This is a genomic window from Aquimarina besae, assembly GCF_042434905.1.
In the GTDB taxonomy this organism is placed as follows: domain Bacteria; phylum Bacteroidota; class Bacteroidia; order Flavobacteriales; family Flavobacteriaceae; genus Aquimarina.
This window is the reverse complement of the sequence record NZ_CP170199.1, coordinates 3,794,874-3,814,415: the sequence shown is the minus strand read 5'-3', so window position 1 is coordinate 3,814,415 and position 19,542 is coordinate 3,794,874. Positions and strand designations below refer to the sequence as shown.

General features: G+C 34.3%; 14 protein-coding genes. 8 read left to right on the top strand and 6 right to left on the bottom strand.

Annotation, left to right across the window (positions count from 1 at the left end):
• Positions 1-98: 98 nt before the first annotated feature.
• The 4 genes from ACE94K_RS16925 to ACE94K_RS16910 all read left to right on the top strand — a co-directional run bounded on the left by ACE94K_RS16925 (position 99) and on the right by ACE94K_RS16910 (position 6,051).
• Positions 99-578, top strand: coding sequence for an Lrp/AsnC family transcriptional regulator (locus tag ACE94K_RS16925; RefSeq protein ID WP_378175011.1), 480 nt, complete (start codon positions 99-101; stop codon positions 576-578).
• Positions 575-3,496: an FAD-binding and (Fe-S)-binding domain-containing protein gene (locus ACE94K_RS16920; protein WP_378175008.1), complete on the top strand. Its 2,922-nt coding sequence runs from the start codon at positions 575-577 to the stop codon at positions 3,494-3,496. The genes ACE94K_RS16925 and ACE94K_RS16920 overlap by 4 nt, the downstream gene beginning before the upstream one ends.
• A gap of 117 nt (positions 3,497-3,613) precedes the next feature.
• Positions 3,614-4,162 carry a DUF4494 domain-containing protein gene (locus tag ACE94K_RS16915; RefSeq protein WP_378175005.1) on the top strand — a complete coding sequence of 183 codons (549 nt, stop codon included), beginning with the start codon at positions 3,614-3,616 and terminating at the stop codon, positions 4,160-4,162.
• 224 nt (positions 4,163-4,386) lie between these two features.
• Positions 4,387-6,051 (top strand): serine hydrolase, encoded by a 1,665-nt coding sequence (locus ACE94K_RS16910; RefSeq protein ID WP_378175002.1) that lies wholly within the window; start codon positions 4,387-4,389, stop codon positions 6,049-6,051.
• 59 nt (positions 6,052-6,110) lie between these two features.
• Here the strand turns inward: ACE94K_RS16910 and ACE94K_RS16905 are convergent, their stop codons facing one another.
• Positions 6,111-7,205 carry an adenylate/guanylate cyclase domain-containing protein gene (locus ACE94K_RS16905; protein ID WP_378174999.1) on the bottom strand — a complete coding sequence of 365 codons (1,095 nt, stop codon included), beginning with the start codon at positions 7,203-7,205 and terminating at the stop codon, positions 6,111-6,113.
• A gap of 307 nt (positions 7,206-7,512) precedes the next feature.
• Between ACE94K_RS16905 and gnd the strand changes: the two genes are divergently transcribed.
• Both gnd and ACE94K_RS16895 read left to right on the top strand, forming a co-directional pair.
• Entirely contained in the window at positions 7,513-9,429 is a 1,917-nt protein-coding gene (gene gnd / locus ACE94K_RS16900) for a decarboxylating NADP(+)-dependent phosphogluconate dehydrogenase (protein ID WP_378174996.1), read from the top strand.
• A 3-nt stretch (positions 9,430-9,432) separates the two neighbouring features.
• Positions 9,433-10,776, top strand: a complete 1,344-nt coding sequence (locus ACE94K_RS16895; RefSeq protein ID WP_378174993.1) for a GntP family permease — start codon at positions 9,433-9,435, stop codon at positions 10,774-10,776.
• A gap of 255 nt (positions 10,777-11,031) precedes the next feature.
• On the opposite strand, the gene ACE94K_RS16890 is transcribed toward ACE94K_RS16895, so the two are convergent.
• Complete coding sequence (locus tag ACE94K_RS16890; RefSeq protein WP_378174990.1) at positions 11,032-11,583, bottom strand: AAA family ATPase; 552 nt, start codon at positions 11,581-11,583, stop codon at positions 11,032-11,034.
• Positions 11,584-11,705: 122 nt separating this feature from the next.
• Here ACE94K_RS16890 and ACE94K_RS16885 point away from each other — a divergent pair, with 122 nt between their 5' ends.
• Positions 11,706-12,383, top strand: a complete 678-nt coding sequence (locus ACE94K_RS16885; RefSeq protein WP_378174987.1) for a class I SAM-dependent methyltransferase — start codon at positions 11,706-11,708, stop codon at positions 12,381-12,383.
• A gap of 34 nt (positions 12,384-12,417) precedes the next feature.
• Here the strand turns inward: ACE94K_RS16885 and ACE94K_RS16880 are convergent, their stop codons facing one another.
• The 4 genes from ACE94K_RS16880 to ACE94K_RS16865 form a co-directional block, all read right to left on the bottom strand.
• On the bottom strand, positions 12,418-13,260 hold the full coding sequence (locus ACE94K_RS16880) for a C-GCAxxG-C-C family (seleno)protein (protein ID WP_378174984.1): 843 nt from the start codon (positions 13,258-13,260) through the stop codon (positions 12,418-12,420).
• Positions 13,261-13,507: 247 nt separating this feature from the next.
• A complete protein-coding gene (locus ACE94K_RS16875; RefSeq protein WP_378174981.1) occupies positions 13,508-14,608 on the bottom strand; it encodes a peptidase MA family metallohydrolase in 1,101 nt (366 codons plus the stop codon).
• Positions 14,609-14,669: 61 nt separating this feature from the next.
• Positions 14,670-15,641, bottom strand: a complete 972-nt coding sequence (locus ACE94K_RS16870) for an NAD(P)H-dependent flavin oxidoreductase (RefSeq protein WP_378174978.1) — start codon at positions 15,639-15,641, stop codon at positions 14,670-14,672.
• A gap of 122 nt (positions 15,642-15,763) precedes the next feature.
• A complete protein-coding gene (locus ACE94K_RS16865) occupies positions 15,764-18,076 on the bottom strand; it encodes a DNA topoisomerase 3 (RefSeq protein WP_378174975.1) in 2,313 nt (770 codons plus the stop codon).
• A 327-nt stretch (positions 18,077-18,403) separates the two neighbouring features.
• Here ACE94K_RS16865 and aroC point away from each other — a divergent pair, with 327 nt between their 5' ends.
• Positions 18,404-19,468, top strand: a complete 1,065-nt coding sequence (gene aroC, locus ACE94K_RS16860; RefSeq protein ID WP_378174972.1) for a chorismate synthase — start codon at positions 18,404-18,406, stop codon at positions 19,466-19,468.
• Positions 19,469-19,542 lie beyond the last annotated feature (74 nt).

Below are 19,542 nucleotides of genomic sequence, written 5' to 3'. Positions count from 1 at the left end.
TAATTTAGTCATTTATGTTGTTTTTTTATGTCAAATTGATTTTTACTTTAAAATAAGATTTCCTATTTGGGTATAGATCTTTCAAAATTTCATTGATTATGAACCATTTTGATTATATAGACCAGCAAATATTATTACAGATTCGCGAAGATGCAAGAAAACCTTTCTCTCAAATAGCAGAGGAGCTAAAGGTTTCTAATTCTTTGGTACATCAAAGAATTCGTAAGCTTAAGGAAAACGGTGTTATTAACAAGGCAGAATTTGTGATCGATGAAAAACAAATCGGTTATAAAACCAAATCGTATGTAGGTATACGATTGAAAGAAGCCCGATACGCTAAATCAGTGGTTGATAATTTGGCTAAAATACCTGAAATTTTGGAATGTAATTATGTATCTGGCCATTATGCGCTTTTTATCTTGATATTTGCATACGATAATCATCATTTACGTAATATTCTGTATGAACAGGTGCATCAGGTAGATGGTGTTGCCGGAACAGATAGCTTTATATGTTTTGATACAAATTTCAGAAGACAGATTACGTTAGATTCATTGGCAAAAGGAAAAGGGAAATGATAAAAGAAACCGACCTGATCGCTTTAAGAGATTCTTTAGAAGGCGAATTAGAATTTGATTTACTTACCAAGTCATTGTATGCTACAGATGCTTCAGTGTATCGTAGAATACCAACTGCGGTTACTTTTCCGAAGAATACATCGGATATCAAAAAAATAATAGCTTTTGCAAATAGACATCGGTGTGGTTTAATTCCCAGAACTGCAGGAACATCATTAGCCGGTCAATGTGTCGGAGAAGGTATTGTGGTAGATGTTTCTAAACATTTTACCAAAATAGTTTCATTCGATGAGAAAAGAAAAACTGTAACTGTCCAACCGGGTGTGGTCAGGGATGATCTAAATCGTTATCTCAAATCATATGGATTGTTTTTTGGGCCAAACACCTCTACATCTAATCGATGTATGATAGGAGGGATGGTAGGTAACAATAGTAGCGGTACCACCTCCATACAATATGGTGTTACCAGGGATAAAGTATTTGAATTACAAACTGTTTTGTCTGATGGCAGTGAGGCGATTTTTTCTAATGTTTTTAAAAAAGATTTTGAGGATAAGATGACTCAGAATAATTTAGAAGGAAAAATATATAAAACTATTTATCAAGAGCTATCATCAAAAGAGGTACAAAAACGAGTACGTATAAACTTTCCGAAACCGGAGATACATAGAAGGAATACAGGTTATGCTATTGATGAATTAATAGCGTGTGATGTTTTCTCAGATGATAATGAACCATTTAATATGTGTAATTTGTTGTCAGGTAGCGAAGGGACCCTGGCTTTTACAACGCAGATTACATTACAACTAGACGAATTGCCTCCTCAGGAATCATTGATGATCGCCGCTCATTTCCATTCTATAGAAGCGTGTCTAAATGCAGTAGCTCCAGTTATGAAGCACAAATTGTTCACTTGTGAAATGATGGACAAGACCATACTGGACTGTACTAAAAATAACACAGAACAGCTCAAGAACCGTTTTTTTATTAAAGACGATCCTGAAGCAATTCTGATGCTCGAACTAAGAGCTGATAATAGCAAAAGTTTGGAGCAACAAAAGCGAGCACTTTTAACAACTTTAGAAACTTCAAATTTCTCTTATTCAAATCCTATTCTGTTAAGAAATGAAATAAATCAAGCCTTAGAACTTAGAAAAGCCGGATTGGGATTATTAGGTAATATCGTAGGAGATAAAAAAGCAGTGGCCTGTATCGAAGATACCGCAGTAGCTTTGCCGGATCTGTCGAGCTACATATCCGAGTTTTCTGATTTAATGAGAAAGTATAATCAAAATGCGGTTTATTATGCGCACGCGGGAGCGGGTGAGTTGCACCTTAGACCTATTTTGGATCTTAAAAAGAAAGAAGATGTTGTGCTTTTTAAGAAGATTACCGATGATGTGGCGGCTTTGGTAAAAAAATATAATGGTTCTATGAGTGGAGAGCACGGCGATGGTATTGTTCGTGCCGGATATATTCCTTTTATGATTGGAGAGGAAAACTATGCATTATTGAAACGAATTAAAGATGTTTTTGATCCTAAAGGCATTTTTAATCCAGGCAAGATCGTTGATGCATATCCCATGGATGAACATTTACGATATGAAATAGATAGAAATGAACCTGAAATTGAAACCTTACTGGATTTTACCGATTCCTTAGGAATATTGCGTGCGGCAGAAAAATGCAATGGTAGTGGTGATTGTAGAAAATCTGTTGAAGCAGGAGGGACTATGTGTCCGAGTTACAGAGCCACCAAAAATGAAAAAGATACTACCAGAGGACGAGCAAACGCATTACGAGAAGTACTTACCAACAACACCAATCCAAACAGGTTCAATAAAAAGGAATTAAAAGAAGTCTTTGATTTATGTCTTAGCTGTAAAGGCTGTTCCAGCGAATGTCCTTCTAATGTTGATGTCGCAACCTTAAAAGCAGAGTTTGAATATCAGTATCAAAAAGAAAACGGAGTTTCTCTAAGAACTAAATTATTTGCCTATAATAATTACTTAAATAATCTTGGTAGTATTGCTCCCGGATTAACAAATTTCTTCTTTAGTAATAAGGTCACTTCTACTTTATTGAAGAGCTCTTTAGGGATTGCAAAAGAAAGAGATTTGCCATTGCTTAGCACCCAATCACTGAGAAAATGGTGTCATGAAAATTTAACTGCAATACAACCAAAAAAACCAATAAAAACAGTTTATTTTTTTATCGATGAGTTTACTGATCACTTAGATACTAATATAGGAATTGATGCCTTAGTACTTTTAACTGGTCTAGGATACCAAGTACTCATAGCTGATCATAAAGAAAGTGGAAGAACTTTTATTTCAAAAGGTTTACTCAAGCAGGCGAAAGCTTTGGCAAATCAAAATGTGAATATTTTTAAGGATTTAGTCTCACAAGAAATACCATTACTAGGATTAGAACCTTCTGCCATATTGACTTTTAGAGATGAATACTTACGACTGTGCGATACAAAGGAAGATGCTAAAACCTTGGCTAAAAACGTTTTTCTCATTGACGAATTTTTAAAATCTGAAATCGAAGTGGGTAATATTACTTCTGATCGATTTACTACTGATGAGAAAGTAATAAAGCTTCACGGACATTGTCATCAGAAAGCATTATCGACTATTCAAACAACGTTTGTATATCTTAATTTACCAGAAAACTTTAAAGTGACGATTATTCCATCTGGTTGCTGTGGTATGGCAGGATCTTTTGGATATGAAAAAGAACATTATGATATCAGTATGCAGATAGGAGAGCAAACGCTTTTTCCAGCAGTTAGGAAAGCTCCAGAAACCACCGTTATTGCCGCTATAGGAACCAGTTGTAGGCATCAGATAAAAGATGGAACACAAAGAAAGGCACTACACCCAGTAAGTGTATTGCGAGATGCTCTGTTGTAATATTTTATTTTAAAACCTAATAACCAGTTCATTATAAAATTGTGAATATCTAATATCAAAATTCATTTTGAGAACTTTTTTTAAGATCTATATTTGGCATCCTAAAAAAATAAATATATGAGTGCTACTTGGTATGAATGCAAAGTAAAATATAGAAAAATGAATGATTCTGGAGTGCAAAAGGTAACTACAGAACCGTATTTGGTGGATGCGGTATCTTATACCGAAGCAGAGACCAGGATTAACGAAGAAATGGCTGCCTACGTTAGTGAAGAATTTATCATTACAAACATTAAAGTTGCAAATTTTGCTGAGATACATCCTTTTGAAAATTCTGATCGATGGTTTAAATCAAAAGTATCTTTGATTGCTTATGATGAAGAAAGTGGTAAAGAGCGAAAAACAAATATGTATCTTTTAGTGCAAGCAAACGATGTAAAAGAAGCCTTTGATAATACCAATACTGTCATGAAAGGGACTATGGGCGATTATACAATTCCTATGATTTCAGAATCACCTATTATGGATGTTTTTCCTTATTTTACGGGAGAAGAAGAACAATTAGAAAGATTTAAAGCTCTCAGAGATTCCATTCAGGAAGTAGAAGAAGTAGAAATCGATGAAACGGTGCCTGCCGCTCCTGGCTTTATCGGAGAAGAAGAGTAAATAGCTTTCTTTTATAAAAATATAAGCGCCTGTATAAAGGTGTTTCTATATTAAAAAAGTTTTTGTATTTATCCATAGGCTATAATTACAAAAACTTTTTTTTAATGATTCCTTCGGATTTTGTCTAGTTTTATATAAGTTTTGGTAACTTATTCTGCAATTGATCGTCATACATATAATAATGGTAAGCAATAAAACTTATATCATTCAAAATCATTCCTCACATGAAATCATCACAAAGAATTAAAACTATATTACTTTTTTATATCTGTGCAGTAAATTTTTTGACTCTAAAAGCTCAAAACTTAGAACAAGAAATTGATGATATTGTTACTTCTATGTATAATACAGAAGAACCTGGTATTTCAATTTTGGTTGCTAAAGATGGTAAACCCTTATATCGCAAGGCATTCGGAAAAGCAAGTTTAGAATTAGATGTTCCCTTAAAACCTGAAAATGTATTCGAAATAGGATCCATAACAAAGCAGTTTACGGCTGTAGCCATTCTTATGTTAGAAGAACAGGGAAAATTAAGAGTTGAGGATGAAATCACAAAATACATCCCTGATTATCCGACTAATGGAAAGAAAATAACCATTCACCACTTATTAAATCACACTTCAGGTATAAAAAGTTATACCGGGATGGATTCTTTTATAACATTAGCAAGAACTGATATGACCCCAGAAGAATTAATCGATGTCTTCAAAAATGAACCTATGGATTTTGATCCGGGAGAAGAGTTTCGTTACAATAATTCAGGGTACATTTTATTAGGATATATCATAGAGGTGATTACAGGTGATACTTATGAGAATTTTATAGAGAAGAATATCTTTAAAAAAATCGGTATGAATGCTTCGTATTATGGGAGTATGAGTGAAATTATCAAAAATAGAGCATTGGGATATAAACAAGATGGAGATGATTACTTAAATGCAGATTATCTTAGTTTAACGTTGCCTTATGCCGCAGGTTCACTGATGTCTACAGTAGATGATCTGTTAAAGTGGCAAAATGCCATTAGCGCAAATTCATTTATAAAAAGGACAAGCCTTGAAAAAGCGATCAATGGTTCTAAATTAAACAACGGAGAAGAGATTAACTACGGATATGGGTGGGGAAAGGTAGACATACAAGGAGCAAAAGGATATGCGCATAGTGGAGGGATCTTTGGATATACTACCAACGGAATTTTTCTCGAGGATGAGAATGTATACGTTATCGGATTAACCAATTGCAGTTGTAAAAATGTTGGCGAAATAACCAAGAAAGTTGCAGCTACGGTTATCGGTAAACCAATTCCTGATAAAAAGGATGCAATAGCATTGTCAATAGACGAGGCAAAGAAGTGGGTCGGAGCTTATGAGTTTAAAGACAACGTGATTAGACATGTGATGCTAAAAGACGGTAAACTATTTAGCTTAAGAGAAGATGAAAGTTCAAGAGAATTCCAGATTTATCCAATGAAAGACGGTTCTTATATTTTTGATGATGGTACTATTTCCTATAATTTCTCGATGAGCGATGATGGCAAACGACAAACGATATTTAAGACTGCAGACGAAAGTTTTGTGGGTAAAGAAATTGACAAAGCTCCTCCCGCAGAACGAAAGACTATTTCGGTTGCTCCTGATATTTTAAAACAATATGTGGGGAAGTATGAATTACAACCTAATTTTATCATAGATGTCACTGTAGAAGGAAATTCGATATATGCGAAAGCAACGGGTCAGCCTAAATTTGAAATTTTTGCTGAAACCGAAACATTATTTTTTTTAAAGGTAGTGCCAGCAGAGATTACTTTCAATAAAAAGGAGGATGGAGCAGTTGATAGCTTAACCTTGAATCAAGGAGGAAGACAAATGCCCGCAAAAAGAATAGAGTAATTAGCAAAATAAAATTAAGGAAAAAAGAGCCTATTAGTTTTGAAACCCTAGTAGGCTTTTTATATGATAGTATATAATTGCATTTGCTCATTTTTACCTCTTAAGGAAGCATAACCAAGGCTTTTATATGTAAAATTAGAGTTGTTCTTTAGTTTTTGAAAAAGGGTTTCAGATATTAAAATAGGAACATCATAAGAATTACATAACCCTTGTATTCTGGAGGTTGTATTGAGGACATCTCCGGTAAATACTATATCTTTCTTAATCTTACCAATTTCGCCGGCAGTAATCATCCCATAATGAAATCCAGCTTTGAAAGTAGGTAAAACGCCAAATTCTTTTAGGTATTTTTCAGATTGCTTTTTCAATGTCAGTTTCATCGTATAAAAACATCGTATGCAGTTATCGTTTTTCAGCCCTTTTGCTAAATTCCAGGAAACGACAATTTCGTCACCCACATACTGATACACTGCGCCTGCGTGTTGTATAATAGCATTAGATAAGTCAGCATAATAGGTTGCTAACATCTCAAAATATTTCACGTGTCCTAACTTTTCGGCTATAGGAGTTGATGATTTCATGTCTAAAAACATAAAGATTCGCTCTTCTTCTATTGGTTTGTGGTATTTTCCTGTAAAAAAATTAAATAAAACTTCCTGACCTATGTTATCACTTACTTCAAGATAAAAAAGAGAGATTCCTATGATAGTTATAATATAGAGTATCACGCTAACAAAAGCTAAATTAGTGACAAAGTTTTGCAAGTTTAGCCATACGTTTTTATCAAAGATACCTGAGTTAAATTCAACCATAAAAGAGACGCTGGCTGTGCAGATCAGAAAAAAAATGACAATGGATAAATAAAATGATATTTTATAAATGATTTTCTTTAAAAAACTTTTAGAAGCAAAAAACTTGTTAAAATAAAGTACCTCAAAAGTTCCTATCAATAATCCGAAAAGAGTTGCAGAAATCAGGGTAATGATTATACTATTATATAGGTTATATGGATTCTTGGTAGATGGATAAAATTTAGAATCCCCTAGAATCCCTTTTTCTATTAGTAAATATATCACACCGGCAATGATAAAAAATACTCCAAAAGGAATGATTCTGTAGATTGACCTTTTAACTAAAGGAGAAATCTTGCCCATGGGTTAAGTAGATAAAATTTGTGATCAAAATAAAACTTGTCAAAAGTACTAATAAAATATATTCTTTGGTTTAACTGTGCTATATGGTAAAATCAAAGCTAACCATATAGATACTCGTGATCTTACTGTATAAAAAAAGGACAATCTGTACTAGATCCTTTTTGTGAATTAGCAAATTGAAATTGGTTCTAGTTTTACCAATTTGGTCTCTATACACTTTCTTAACTAACTTATGATTTACGAGTTTCATTTTTTTGATACAATTGTTATGATTAATTTCATAGCAAAAGACAGCACTGTATTTTAAATGAATTCTAGCATCGTATATATCGTTTATGGGGTTTCGGGAAGTGGAAAAACTACTATAGGAAAAAAGCTAGCCGAGAAATTAAATATTCCTTTTTATGATGCCGATGATTTTCATCCTGAAAATAATATTAAAAAGATGTCTGATGGTTTTCCTTTAAATGATGATGACAGAGATCCCTGGTTACAGAGATTGGCTACGTTGGTTAAAGATAGTCATCGCGATCAAGGAGCTGTTTTAGCTTGTTCAGCTTTAAAGAAAAAATACAGAAGGATACTTCAGTCCACAAATTCAGAATATATACAATGGATATTTTTAGATGGTGATTTTGAATTGATCGAAAAGCGCATGAAATTCCGGGAAAATCATTTCTTTAAAAAGGAAATGCTGGTTTCTCAATTCGAAGTTTTAGAAAAACCGGACAATGGAATAATCGTAGATATCAATAACATCACTGATGATATCCTAGGTGAAATTATTACCAAATTAAATATGAATAAATCACAGCTCGGGTTAATAGGTTTGGGCGTCATGGGTAAAAGTTTAGCAAAAAATTTAATATCCAAAAATTTTACGCTTTCCGTTTATAATAGACACGTGGATAATTATGAAGTTGATATAGCTAAAAACTTCGTATCAGAACAGTCTAAAAATGATACAATTTTAGGGTTTGATAATTTAAATTCCTTCGTACAATCATTGCAGCAACCGCGCATTATTATGCTAATGGTAAATGCAGGTAAACCTGTAGACGAGGTGATAACAGATTTAATGCCGCTGTTGTCGGAGAATGATTGTATTATTGATGGCGGAAATTCTCATTATAAATTTACTGAAGACAGGAGTCAAAGTCTTGCCAAAGCAGGTATTCATTTTTTAGGAGTCGGAATATCAGGAGGAGAAGAAGGTGCCTTAAATGGTCCTTCCATAATGCCGGGCGGATCCAGAGATGCGTATGAAAGATCCGGAAAAATTTTGGAAGCAATAGCAGCAAAAGATAAAGAAAACAAACCTTGTTGCGCATTGATTGGACCAGAAGGATCCGGGCACTATGTAAAAATGGTGCACAATGGAATCGAATATGCAGAAATGCAATTATTAGCAGAAACCTACCATAGCTTACGGTTTTATGCAAAAAAGTCTCCAGACCAAATAGCCAACATTCTTCATAACTGGAAAAGTAATGGTCTAGACAGTTATCTTTTAGAGATTACGATAGATATACTTCGTAAAAAAGAAGGAGAGGATTTTTTGGTTGACAAAATACTAGATAAGGCAGGGCAGAAGGGAACAGGTGGATGGTCTACGGTAGCTTCTCTAGAACTAGGAATGCCCTTATCTACGATTTCAGAATCTGTGATGGCTCGCAATTTATCCGGTATGAAATCAAAACGAGTGATCGCTTCAGAAATGTATCAGCTAGCAGGTTCTCAAATTTCTGAAGATGATCCTACATTCATCGAAAATTTAAAAAAAGCATTTTATGCGGCCAGGATTATTAATCATCATATAGGTTTTGAATTATTAAAAGAGGCCTCTGACGAATATGGGTGGGGTCTTAACTTATCAGAAATTTCTAGAATATGGACTAATGGTTGTATTATTAAAAGTAATTTGATGGAAAATATTTGGAATTTGTTTGCAGTGGATCATACTGTTTCATTATTGTTATTTCCAGAAATCGTTACAATATTAAAATCAGATATCGAAGCATTAACTGATACAGTTGCAACTGTACTTAAAGCAGGATATGCCTTACCGGTATTTTCTGCCGCAGCTTATTATTTTTTGATGTACACTTCTTCTCAATCATCTGCAAATATAATACAAGCGCAAAGAGATTATTTTGGTGCTCATACGTATCAAAGAGTTGATAAACCTATAGATGAATACTTTCATACAAACTGGAAATACTAATATATGGATTATCAACTATTAATAGCTGTAGGATTAGGGATAACTGCCTTGCTTTTTATGATCCTGAAATTAAGAATGCAGGCATTTATTGCATTGCTTATTGTTTGCATATTAGTAGGCATTGTTGCCGGATTACCAGCTGAAGATATTTTGAATAGTATTAAAAACGGAATGGGAGGTACGCTGGGATTCGTTGCAACAGTTGTAGGATTAGGAGCCTTGTTTGGTGGATTATTGGAGAATTCTGGTGGAGCACAAGGGTTGGCAAATTACATTTTAAAATTGGCCGGAGAAAAAAATGCATCTTGGGCCTTAATGATTACAGGTTTTATTATTGCAATTCCTGTTTTTTTTGACGTGGCTTTTATCATTTTGGTGCCGATTGTATATGCGATCGCTAGAAAAACCAATAAATCTATATTGTTATACGCTATTCCTTTGTTAGCTGGATTAGCGATTACTCATAGTTTTATTCCGCCCACTCCTGGCCCGGTAGCTGTAGCAGATATTTTAGGAGCGAATCTTGGTTGGGTAATCGTGTTTGGGTTCTTAGCCGGAGTTCCAGCTGCTATCATAAGTGGACCATTATTAGGAAAATATCTTGCAAAAAATATAGATTTAGTGATTCCTGAAACTAAGGAATCCAATGTAACCATAAATAATCCACCAAACCCAATTGGCATTATAGTTATTATAGCATTACCCATTTTGCTAATTGTGCTAAAGACGGTTTTGTTAGGTGATTGGTTAGAGAAAGATACGTTGCCCAAATCTTTAGTATATATCATTACACTTTTAGGACATCCTTTTACTGCATTAATAATTGCCAATTTAATCGCTTGGTATTTTTTAGGAATAAAAAGAGGTGTAAGCAAAGATGATTTATTAAAATTATCAATGAAATCTTTTAGACCAGCAGGCGCTATCATTTTATTGACAGGTGCAGGCGGTGCTTTTAAACAAATATTGGTAGATACCAAAGCAGGTGAGTTATTGGCTTCTTCGCTACAGAGCTCATATATTCATCCATTGCTATTCGCATTTATTGTGGCTGCTCTAATCCGAGTTTTACAAGGTTCGGCTACGACTGCTATGATTGCAGCAGCAGGGATTATATCACCAATTATTTTGGCTGGAGATTTTGGTGCAGCTCGGATAGCACTTTTTGTTATTTCTATCGCTTCTGGGGCAACGATTTTATCTCATGTGAATGATAGTGGATTTTGGTTAGTAGGACAATATTTGGGAATGACAGAAAAGCAAACCTTTCGTTCTTGGACAGTAATGACAACACTAATTGCAATTACTGGAGTTTTAATGTCTCTATTATTGTGGTATGTGTTTTAACCCGTATTATGCATAAGAAAATTTATTATATCTTGAAATCACCATAAAAAATGACATTTTTAAATGTAACCGTAGCGATGCTATGCTAAAACTTAGAAAATGGCATTTTTTATGGTGCTTTCAATTCTCCTTACAAAGTTCTAATGCATAATGTGAGTTTAATTAAAATGGAGTATTATTCAGAGAGAATAGATTGCTAATTTTGGTTAAAAACCAGTAAACTGTATATGAGTATATAGGATATCCCGATTTTGATTATTTGTTTGATACTATTTTTCTAATCTCAATCAGAACTTTTTCAGTTTTATCTTTTAATGTTTTTCCTCCATCAATTCTTAACACTGTACACTGTAATAATTGGATCCAATCGGTGTGAATTTTTAATGATCTACCCTCAAAATTTGGATTTTCGTATTGATTGGCCCATGCTAAGAATGCTTTAGAATTCTGTCGAATTATTTTATCAGTCAGAAGTTTATCACCATATCGTTGTTGCTCTCTTTGATATAAACGATTCATTCTTTCTGCATTATCGAGATGGATAAATATGGCAAGATCAAATGCTTTTTGCCATTCTTTTCCCCAACTTACCATCGAACCGCTTACTATTACATTTTCAAACTTTTGGTAATCAGCTTTAAGATGTTGATTACGTTGAATTAAAGAAATTTTTTCCTGGAAAGGAGGCTCGGTCCTTTTCCAGTAATAATCATCCACATCCAAATGAACAAAATCAGTGTTTTTTTCAATTTCCTTTGCTAACGTAGTAGTGCCAGAACCAGATGCGCCAAAGATTAGAATTTTCATTCGGTTAAAATACTAATAAAACACAATTGCTAACTTCAAAAATGAATTCTAACAGATAATTTGTACGTTTGTTTTGATTCACCACTTGGAATACATCTGATTATAGGTGTAATAGCGTAATTATGAAAAAGGAACAATATCAGATTAAAAAAATAAAGAAACCCTGGCCAACCAAAGATGCCATGGAGCAGATATATGAGAAGAAACTATGGGGTGGAGATCACTATAATTTTTACTCTGGTGAAGGATCACACGATCCTGAGATTATACATCCTTATGTTCAGGTTTTAGCAACCTTTCTAACATCCTTTGAAGAGCCAATTACTGTATGTGATTTAGGTTGTGGTGATTTTAATGTGGGAAAAGAGCTAGTAAAACATACTAAGAACTATATCGCTGTTGATATTGTACCCGCTCTTATTGCACATAACAAAGAAAAGTTTACAGAAGAAAATTTAGAATTTGAGTGCTTAGATATTGCCGTTGATGATTTACCTATTGCGGATTGTGCAATTTTGAGGCAAGTGTTACAACACCTCTCTAATGAGGAAGTGCAAAAAATTATTGGGAAATTAACTGATTTTAAATATGTGATTATAACAGAGCACTTGCCTGTTGGAGATTTTCTTGCTAATAAGGATATTATTTCAGGTCAAGGAATTAGAATTAAAAAACAAAGTGGAGTAGATGTAATAGCACCACCTTTTAACTTTAAAGTAAAAGAGGAAAAGCAATTATTATCTTTAGTTTTACCTAATCAAAAAGGTGTTATAGTAACTACAATGTATGAGACTTATTAGAAAATTCTTATTGATATAGGTATGAAATTTATTCTCATGATTCAGCTAATATTTCAATCAGTTTGTTACAACCACCATTTTTTATAAATTCTGTATGATCATCTATTGTTTCAAAATGCTTTCCTGTAATTTCGGAACATATTATTTTTGAATCAGTGTTATGATAAAAAATATCCAATAATTTTTTGGAATATGGGTTTTTTAATGATGATTTTTTGGCTTCCTCTTGGCACCAGATAAGAGATTTCATCCATATAGCGGCTGCTAGTGCACCACAACCTTCCCCACTTAAGCCAAGTCCTCCTGCAAAACCAGCTACCATGATCATTTCTTCATCACTGGCTCCCATTTTTTTAGCAACTTCGGTAGCACAACTTACACAAGCTTTAGAAGGTTCATTGTTTTTATTGGATAAACCTTTCAGGGCAGCTTGTACCGCCTCAGGTGCCCATTGACCTGCAAGCTTAAAACAGTGCAGAAACCTACCTGTGAGCATATATTTTGTCATACTTAATTTACTTGAAAAATCACAATGAGTAATATCCCTGCAGTTTATTGTGCTTTCTCTTTTCGAAAAAGATGTAATTAAATGTTGTGTAGCATTGATAGCAACTTGAATCGCTTGATTCTGATCTTTACATGTTCGATAGGCTTCTGCACCTACTGCCAGAGATGCTCCCCAAAGTATCCCACATTGATGCCCTTTTTGCATTATCCCTCCTGCAAGTGAATCTGAAGCTCGTTCCTCAATTTCTCTCTGGTGTCCGAACTCTCTATTGAGAATGTAGAAAAACGTTCTGGAGCAAGTTCCTAATTTTATAAATACTTTTGTCCCATCTTTTGGCCCATCAGTAACATATTTTATATCTGATTCCATATCAAAGTTTCATAAGTTATCCGTGAAGTTACAAATGAATAAGGGTAATTATATGATATTCATCAGATTAGAATAGGATTTGATTTTATGACCAACTATTGAAAATCCTTTATTTTCTTATTGTTTCTGAAGTTTTTATCCTAATGAGCTGTGTGTAAAAAAGAGGAGTAGTAAGTTTTGACATTTTTTGAAGGTTCTTATACAGCCTAATAGAAACTATTCAGTTTGATTTATTGGTTTGTTAGGTTTATTTATTGAAGTTTTTAATGTAATCTAACCATTCCTGCTCTAAATCAGTAATTTTCTTTTTGTATATTCCTTCTGTGTCGCTAGGATCAATAATATATTGTTTTAACTTGTCGATCCCATAAGATGTTATTAAAAAATCAATGATGGTAGCAGAAATCCCGTATCCTCCTAGATCTCCAAACTCTGAAGTATTAGCATCACTCAATTCCTGCCAGGACGGAATTTCTGTTTTTAGCATTTTTGATTTGACATTTTGCACTTCATTTTCAGTAAGCTGTCCGGCCTCATAGTATGCATACCCTTCATTTAACCAATTAGGTAAACCAACCAATCCATTATCTCTAAAGTTTAATACAATGGTATGTGTTAATTCATGTACGATGGCTTTCATAAGTGATTCTTGAGAATGAACGCTTCCAGGATTTTGTGGGCTAACCATTTTAAGTTCGTTTTTACTGGCAGCACCTACCACCCAATCTGGTGCATCAGGATAATTTATTGCTTTATGAAATGTTTTTATATCAGGGTAAATAAGTACGTCAATCTCAGTGTCAAAACGAGTACTCAATTTTTTAGTGAGACGAGCATAATTATTTTCAAGTACATTAGAAAGTTCCTCTAGAACTTCTTTTTTTGTTTTTTCTGAATAATACTTAAAATTTTCGCTGGTAAACTCTAAGCTTAAAGATGTTGTGCTTGCTTTTTTGGAAGTAGTGTAATCAATTTCTTGATCTAATGGTGACAGTACAAGGGAAAATGTGTTTTCACCCTCTTTCCACGTACCGGTAATTCTCTTTTTACTTTTATTAAGAATTCCGTGATAACTTGCCTGAGCAGCAGAGATATTGAGCTTAATTGAATCTTCAATAATTAAGGGAGGATCAAACAGTATTTTTTCTATGCTTTTACTTGGAATTCCTAAGTGTCCAGCCGTTTGTCCTAAGCTGTCTTCATAAAGATAAAATACCAATTCGGGATTTGCATCTCCCATTTTGATAGTTCCAATCCACGAACTTGGTAAAGATATTTTATCGTTCTTTTTTTGACATCCAGCTATGGATATCAATAGCATACATAAAATTAGAATCTTAAGTTTCATGATGGCAGTGTTTTTTTAAGCATGACGATTCTAAACATAAAATGTTACCTGATCTCTCTATTTACAATAAACCACTCAACCTTTTGGTAATGAGATCGTGTGATTCTTTCATAATACGGTCGATGAGTTCTTTACAAGTTGGTATATCGTGAATCAATCCTACAACCATTCCGCAAGACCAGGCTCCAACCTCCATGTCACCTTCCATCATAATTTTTGGATAAACACCTGCCACTTCTTCGATAATATCTTCAAATCGAATATCTTTTCCCAGTTTTTTTTCCTTCTCTAGCAAACGCTGCACTGCAGCATTATTCATCACACGCTCTGTATTTCTTAACGGTCGCATAACCAAACGAGTGTCTAATTCTGTAGCATCCAGAATAGCCTGTTTTACATTATCGTGAATAGGAGCTTCTTTGGTTGCCATAAAACGGGTTCCCATATTGATGCCTTCTGCTCCCATTGCTAGTGATGCAACCAAGGAACGGGCATCTGCCATTCCACCCGACGCTAAAAAAGGAATTTCCAATTCGTCGTGTGCACGTGGTAGCAATATCATATTAGGAATATCATCTTCTCCCGGATGACCCCCGCATTCGAAACCGTCTACAGAAACCGCATCACAACCAATAGATTGTGCTTTTAACGCGTGTCTTACCGAGGTGCATTTATGAATTATCTTAATTCCTGCATCTTTTAGATATGGCAAAACAGCTTCGGGATTGCGTCCTGCAGTTTCGACAACTTTTACACCTCCTTCAATAATCGCTTTGACATACCCCGGGTAGTCTGGTGCGTTAACTGTGGGCAGGAAAGTAATATTTACAGCAAAAGGTTTTTCTGTTAAGTCTTTACATCTGGCGATTTCATTAGCCAAATCGGCTGGTGTTTTTTGAGTTAAGCCTGTAATTGTTCCTATACCACCCGCATTAGAAACAGCAGCGGCCAATTCTGCAAAACCCACATAATGCATTCCGCCTTGCATGATAGGGTGCTCTATACCAAACAGTTCAGTTATCTTAGTTTTCATTATTTATTTTTAATGTTATGATTTACCAAATTATTTCTTTTTAAAGAAACGCATAATTACCTAATCAAAAAAAAAAGAATATTATTTATTGTTTTAAATACAAGATCAAATGGTCATAGTATTTAGACGTTATCACCTTTGAGAATATTATAAACCAATTCCTTTGACATAGGCTTTCCTGAAGCTTTCCTTCTCACCATTTCGAAAGGAAACCTAAAGTCACAACCATTTTTAAATTCACTGCACCCATAAGCTGTCTTTCCCTTTAGAATATTTCCTTTTTTACATTTAGGACAAGGCATTTTCTCAGAAGTACTTTCTGGTTTTACGTTTCCTTTTTGTTTTTTTTCTTCCAGAACCAATGAATAACGTTCATCAAAACGTAATAAGCCTTCTACAGTGCCATTTTCTGATGTAAAGCCTTTTAGATTTACAGTACAGCCTTTTTTTAATAATCGCATATATTGCTTTTCGGATATTTTTTTACCTAGATAGCTAAAAGGTAAATTAAAATCACAACCTTCTTTATACGCACTACATCCAAAAGCAGATTTTCCTTTCAATAGCATTCCTTGACCACATTTAGGACATTTTTCTGAAGTAATTGAAGCAGTATTCTTTACTTTTTTTTGGCTAGTTTTTTTTGTTTTTTGATCTATTGTATGAGAGATATTTGCTCTTACTTTTTCAGTTCTTACCTCATATACCAATTGATCTACCATTTTTTTCATGTTCTTTATGAATGCACTCGCATGAAAAGTACCTTTTTCTATTTCTTTAAGCTGCTTTTCCCACCTTCCGGTTAATTCGGCAGAAATAAGAAGTTTGTTCTGGATCGTATCAATGAGTTGTATTCCTGTATCGGTTGGTAGAATTTGTTTTTTGTTACGCTCAATATATTTTCGTTTAAACAAGGTTTCAATAATATTAGCTCGAGTAGAAGGTCTCCCAATACCATTTTCTTTCATCAATTCACGCATCTCGTCATCATCTACTTGTTTGCCAGCAGTTTCCATGGCTCTTAGCAAAGTTGCTTCGGTAAATTGTTTGGGTGGTTTGGTTTCTTTTTCCAAGAAAGAAGGTTCGTGTGGGCCTTTTTCACCTTTTACAAAATCAGGTAGAATACCAGTTTCTTTTTTAGTGGGAGTATCCGGATTTTCGAAAACAACCCGCCACCCTTTTTCCAGAATGACTTTACCAGTGGTCTTGAATGGAACTTTTGCTGCTTCACCGATAACTGTAGTATTGGCTACTTTACAATCGTTATAAAATACGGCTATAAAACGTTTTACGATAATATCATAGACCTGCTTTTGATTGTATTGTAGATTTATCTGTTCACCGGTTGGAATAATGGCGTGGTGATCCGTAACTTTTTTATCATTAAATACTTTAACTGATTTTTTGATTTTTTTACCTAATAGTGGTTTGGTTAATGTATTGTAATCAGTTAGCTTTTCTAAAATACCTGGAACTTTTGGGTACACATCATTTGGTAGAAAAGTAGTGTCGACCCTAGGATACGTGACTACTTTTTGTTCGTAAAGCTTTTGTACAATTTTTAAGGTTTCATCTGCAGAAAATCCAAATTTGTTGTTACAGTATACTTGTAGCCCGGTAAGATCAAATAATTTTGGGGCATATTCTTTACCATTTTTTTTGGTAATAGAAACAATCTCAAAATCACTTTCTTTTACCTTATTGGCTAACAATTCTCCATCTTCTTTTTTATAAAAACGTCCATCTTCATAGCTAAAAAGAGTCTCTCGATATAATGTTTGTAATTCCCAATAAGGTTGTGGAGTAAAATTTTGAATTTCTTTATACCGCTGTACAACCATAGCCAGTGTTGGTGTTTGTACTCTGCCTATAGACAAAACTTGTTTATAACCACCGTGTTTCACAGTATAAAGTCTAGTAGCATTCATACCTAATAACCAATCACCAATTGCTCTGGAGAACCCTGCGTAATAGAGATTATCATATTGTTCTGAAGATTTTAGGTTGTTAAAACCTTCTTTGATGGCCTCTGTGGTCAATGAAGAAATCCACAAACGTTGTACTTCTCCTTTGTATCCCGCCTGATTAATTACCCATCGTTGTATCAGTTCTCCTTCTTGTCCCGCATCTCCGCAGTTAATAACCAAGCTAGCTTTGTCAAAAAGCGATTTCACAACGTTAAATTGTTTCTGAATCCCTTGATTGTCCACAACCTTAGTCATGAATTTTTCCGGAAGCATTGGTAAGTTATTCAGATCCCAACTTTTCCAGTATGGTTTGTAATCATTGGGTTCATATAAAGTACAGAGATGTCCAAAGGTGTAGGTAACGGCGTATCCATTTCCTTCATAATAACCATCACGTTTTGTATTCGCTCCCAAAACGGAAGCAATTTCTCTTGCTACACTTGGTTTTTCAGCTATACAAACCTTCATCAATACCAATTCTTGTTTACAGTCGAAAAGTAAGGATTTTTAGTAAACAAATACAAAATTAGGATGAAGCTGATATGTTTTTACTAAAGAATCTTGTCAAATTATAAGTTTTACTGTTTTTAAGATGCTGATAAAAAGAATTTAGTGATTAGTACTATCATCGTGATAGGTTTTCTTTCTAAATCATACTAAAATTAGTATTGTGTAAAAAAAGAGTTTGAAATCTGAAAGAGTTGTAATTTTCTCGAAATAAACAGAGGTTTTTCTGTCAAATTACTATCGGGATTTTAAAGATTAACAAGTACATTTGTTAAAAATTGATTTTTAATGGCAGGAAATACATTTGGAAACCTTTTTAAGGTAACCACTTTTGGAGAATCACACGGAGTTGCAATTGGAGGAATTATAGATGGTTGTCCATCGGGAGTAACATTAGATTTAGAAGCAATACAAGCAGAATTGGATCGAAGAAAACCAGGACAATCTGCTATCGTAACACAACGTAAAGAACCAGATACAGTAGAGTTTTATTCAGGAATTTTTGAAGGTGTAACCACCGGAACTCCTATTGGATTTGTTATTAAAAATGCCAATCAGAAATCAAAAGATTATTCGCATATAAAAGATTCGTACCGGCCTTCTCACGCAGATTATACATATGATCAAAAGTATGGAGTAAGAGATTATCGTGGTGGTGGTCGTTCTTCTGCCAGAGAAACAGCCAGTAGAGTAGTGGCAGGCGCTATTGCAAAACAAGTACTTAAAGGTATTACCTTTAATGCTTATGTTAGCGGAGTAGGAACTATAAAGTTAGATAAATCTCATACAGAACTCGATTTTTCGTTGACCGAAAGTAATATTGTTCGATGTCCGGATCCTGAGAAAGCTGAAGAAATGGAGCAGTATATCAAGCAAATCCGAAAAGAAGGAGATACCGTAGGAGGTCTTGTAAGCTGTGCGATTTCTGGCGTTCCTGTGGGATTAGGAGAACCGGTTTTTGATAAGTTACACGCAGAATTAGGAAAAGCGATGCTATCGATTAACGCAGTAAAAGGTTTTGAATACGGAAGTGGTTTTGCCGGTGCTGAATTAAAGGGAAGTAAGCATAATGATTTATTCAATGCTGACGGAACAACTAAAACCAATTTATCCGGAGGGATACAAGGTGGGATTTCTAACGGAATGGACATTTATTTTAATGTAGCTTTCAAACCAGTAGCTACGATTATGCAAGATCAGGAAACCATTGACAAAGAAGGGAACATTGTTAATATGCAAGGAAAAGGTAGGCATGATCCTTGTGTAGTGCCAAGAGCAGTACCCATTGTAGAAGCAATGGCAGCTTTGGTTTTAGTTGATTATTGGTTAATGAATCGTACGATCAAGAAGTAGCTTATTTTGTTAATCTCTGAGTCTGAGTATTTAAGTGTTTTGGTCATTCTAGTGTGTGCTCATATCCGAAAATA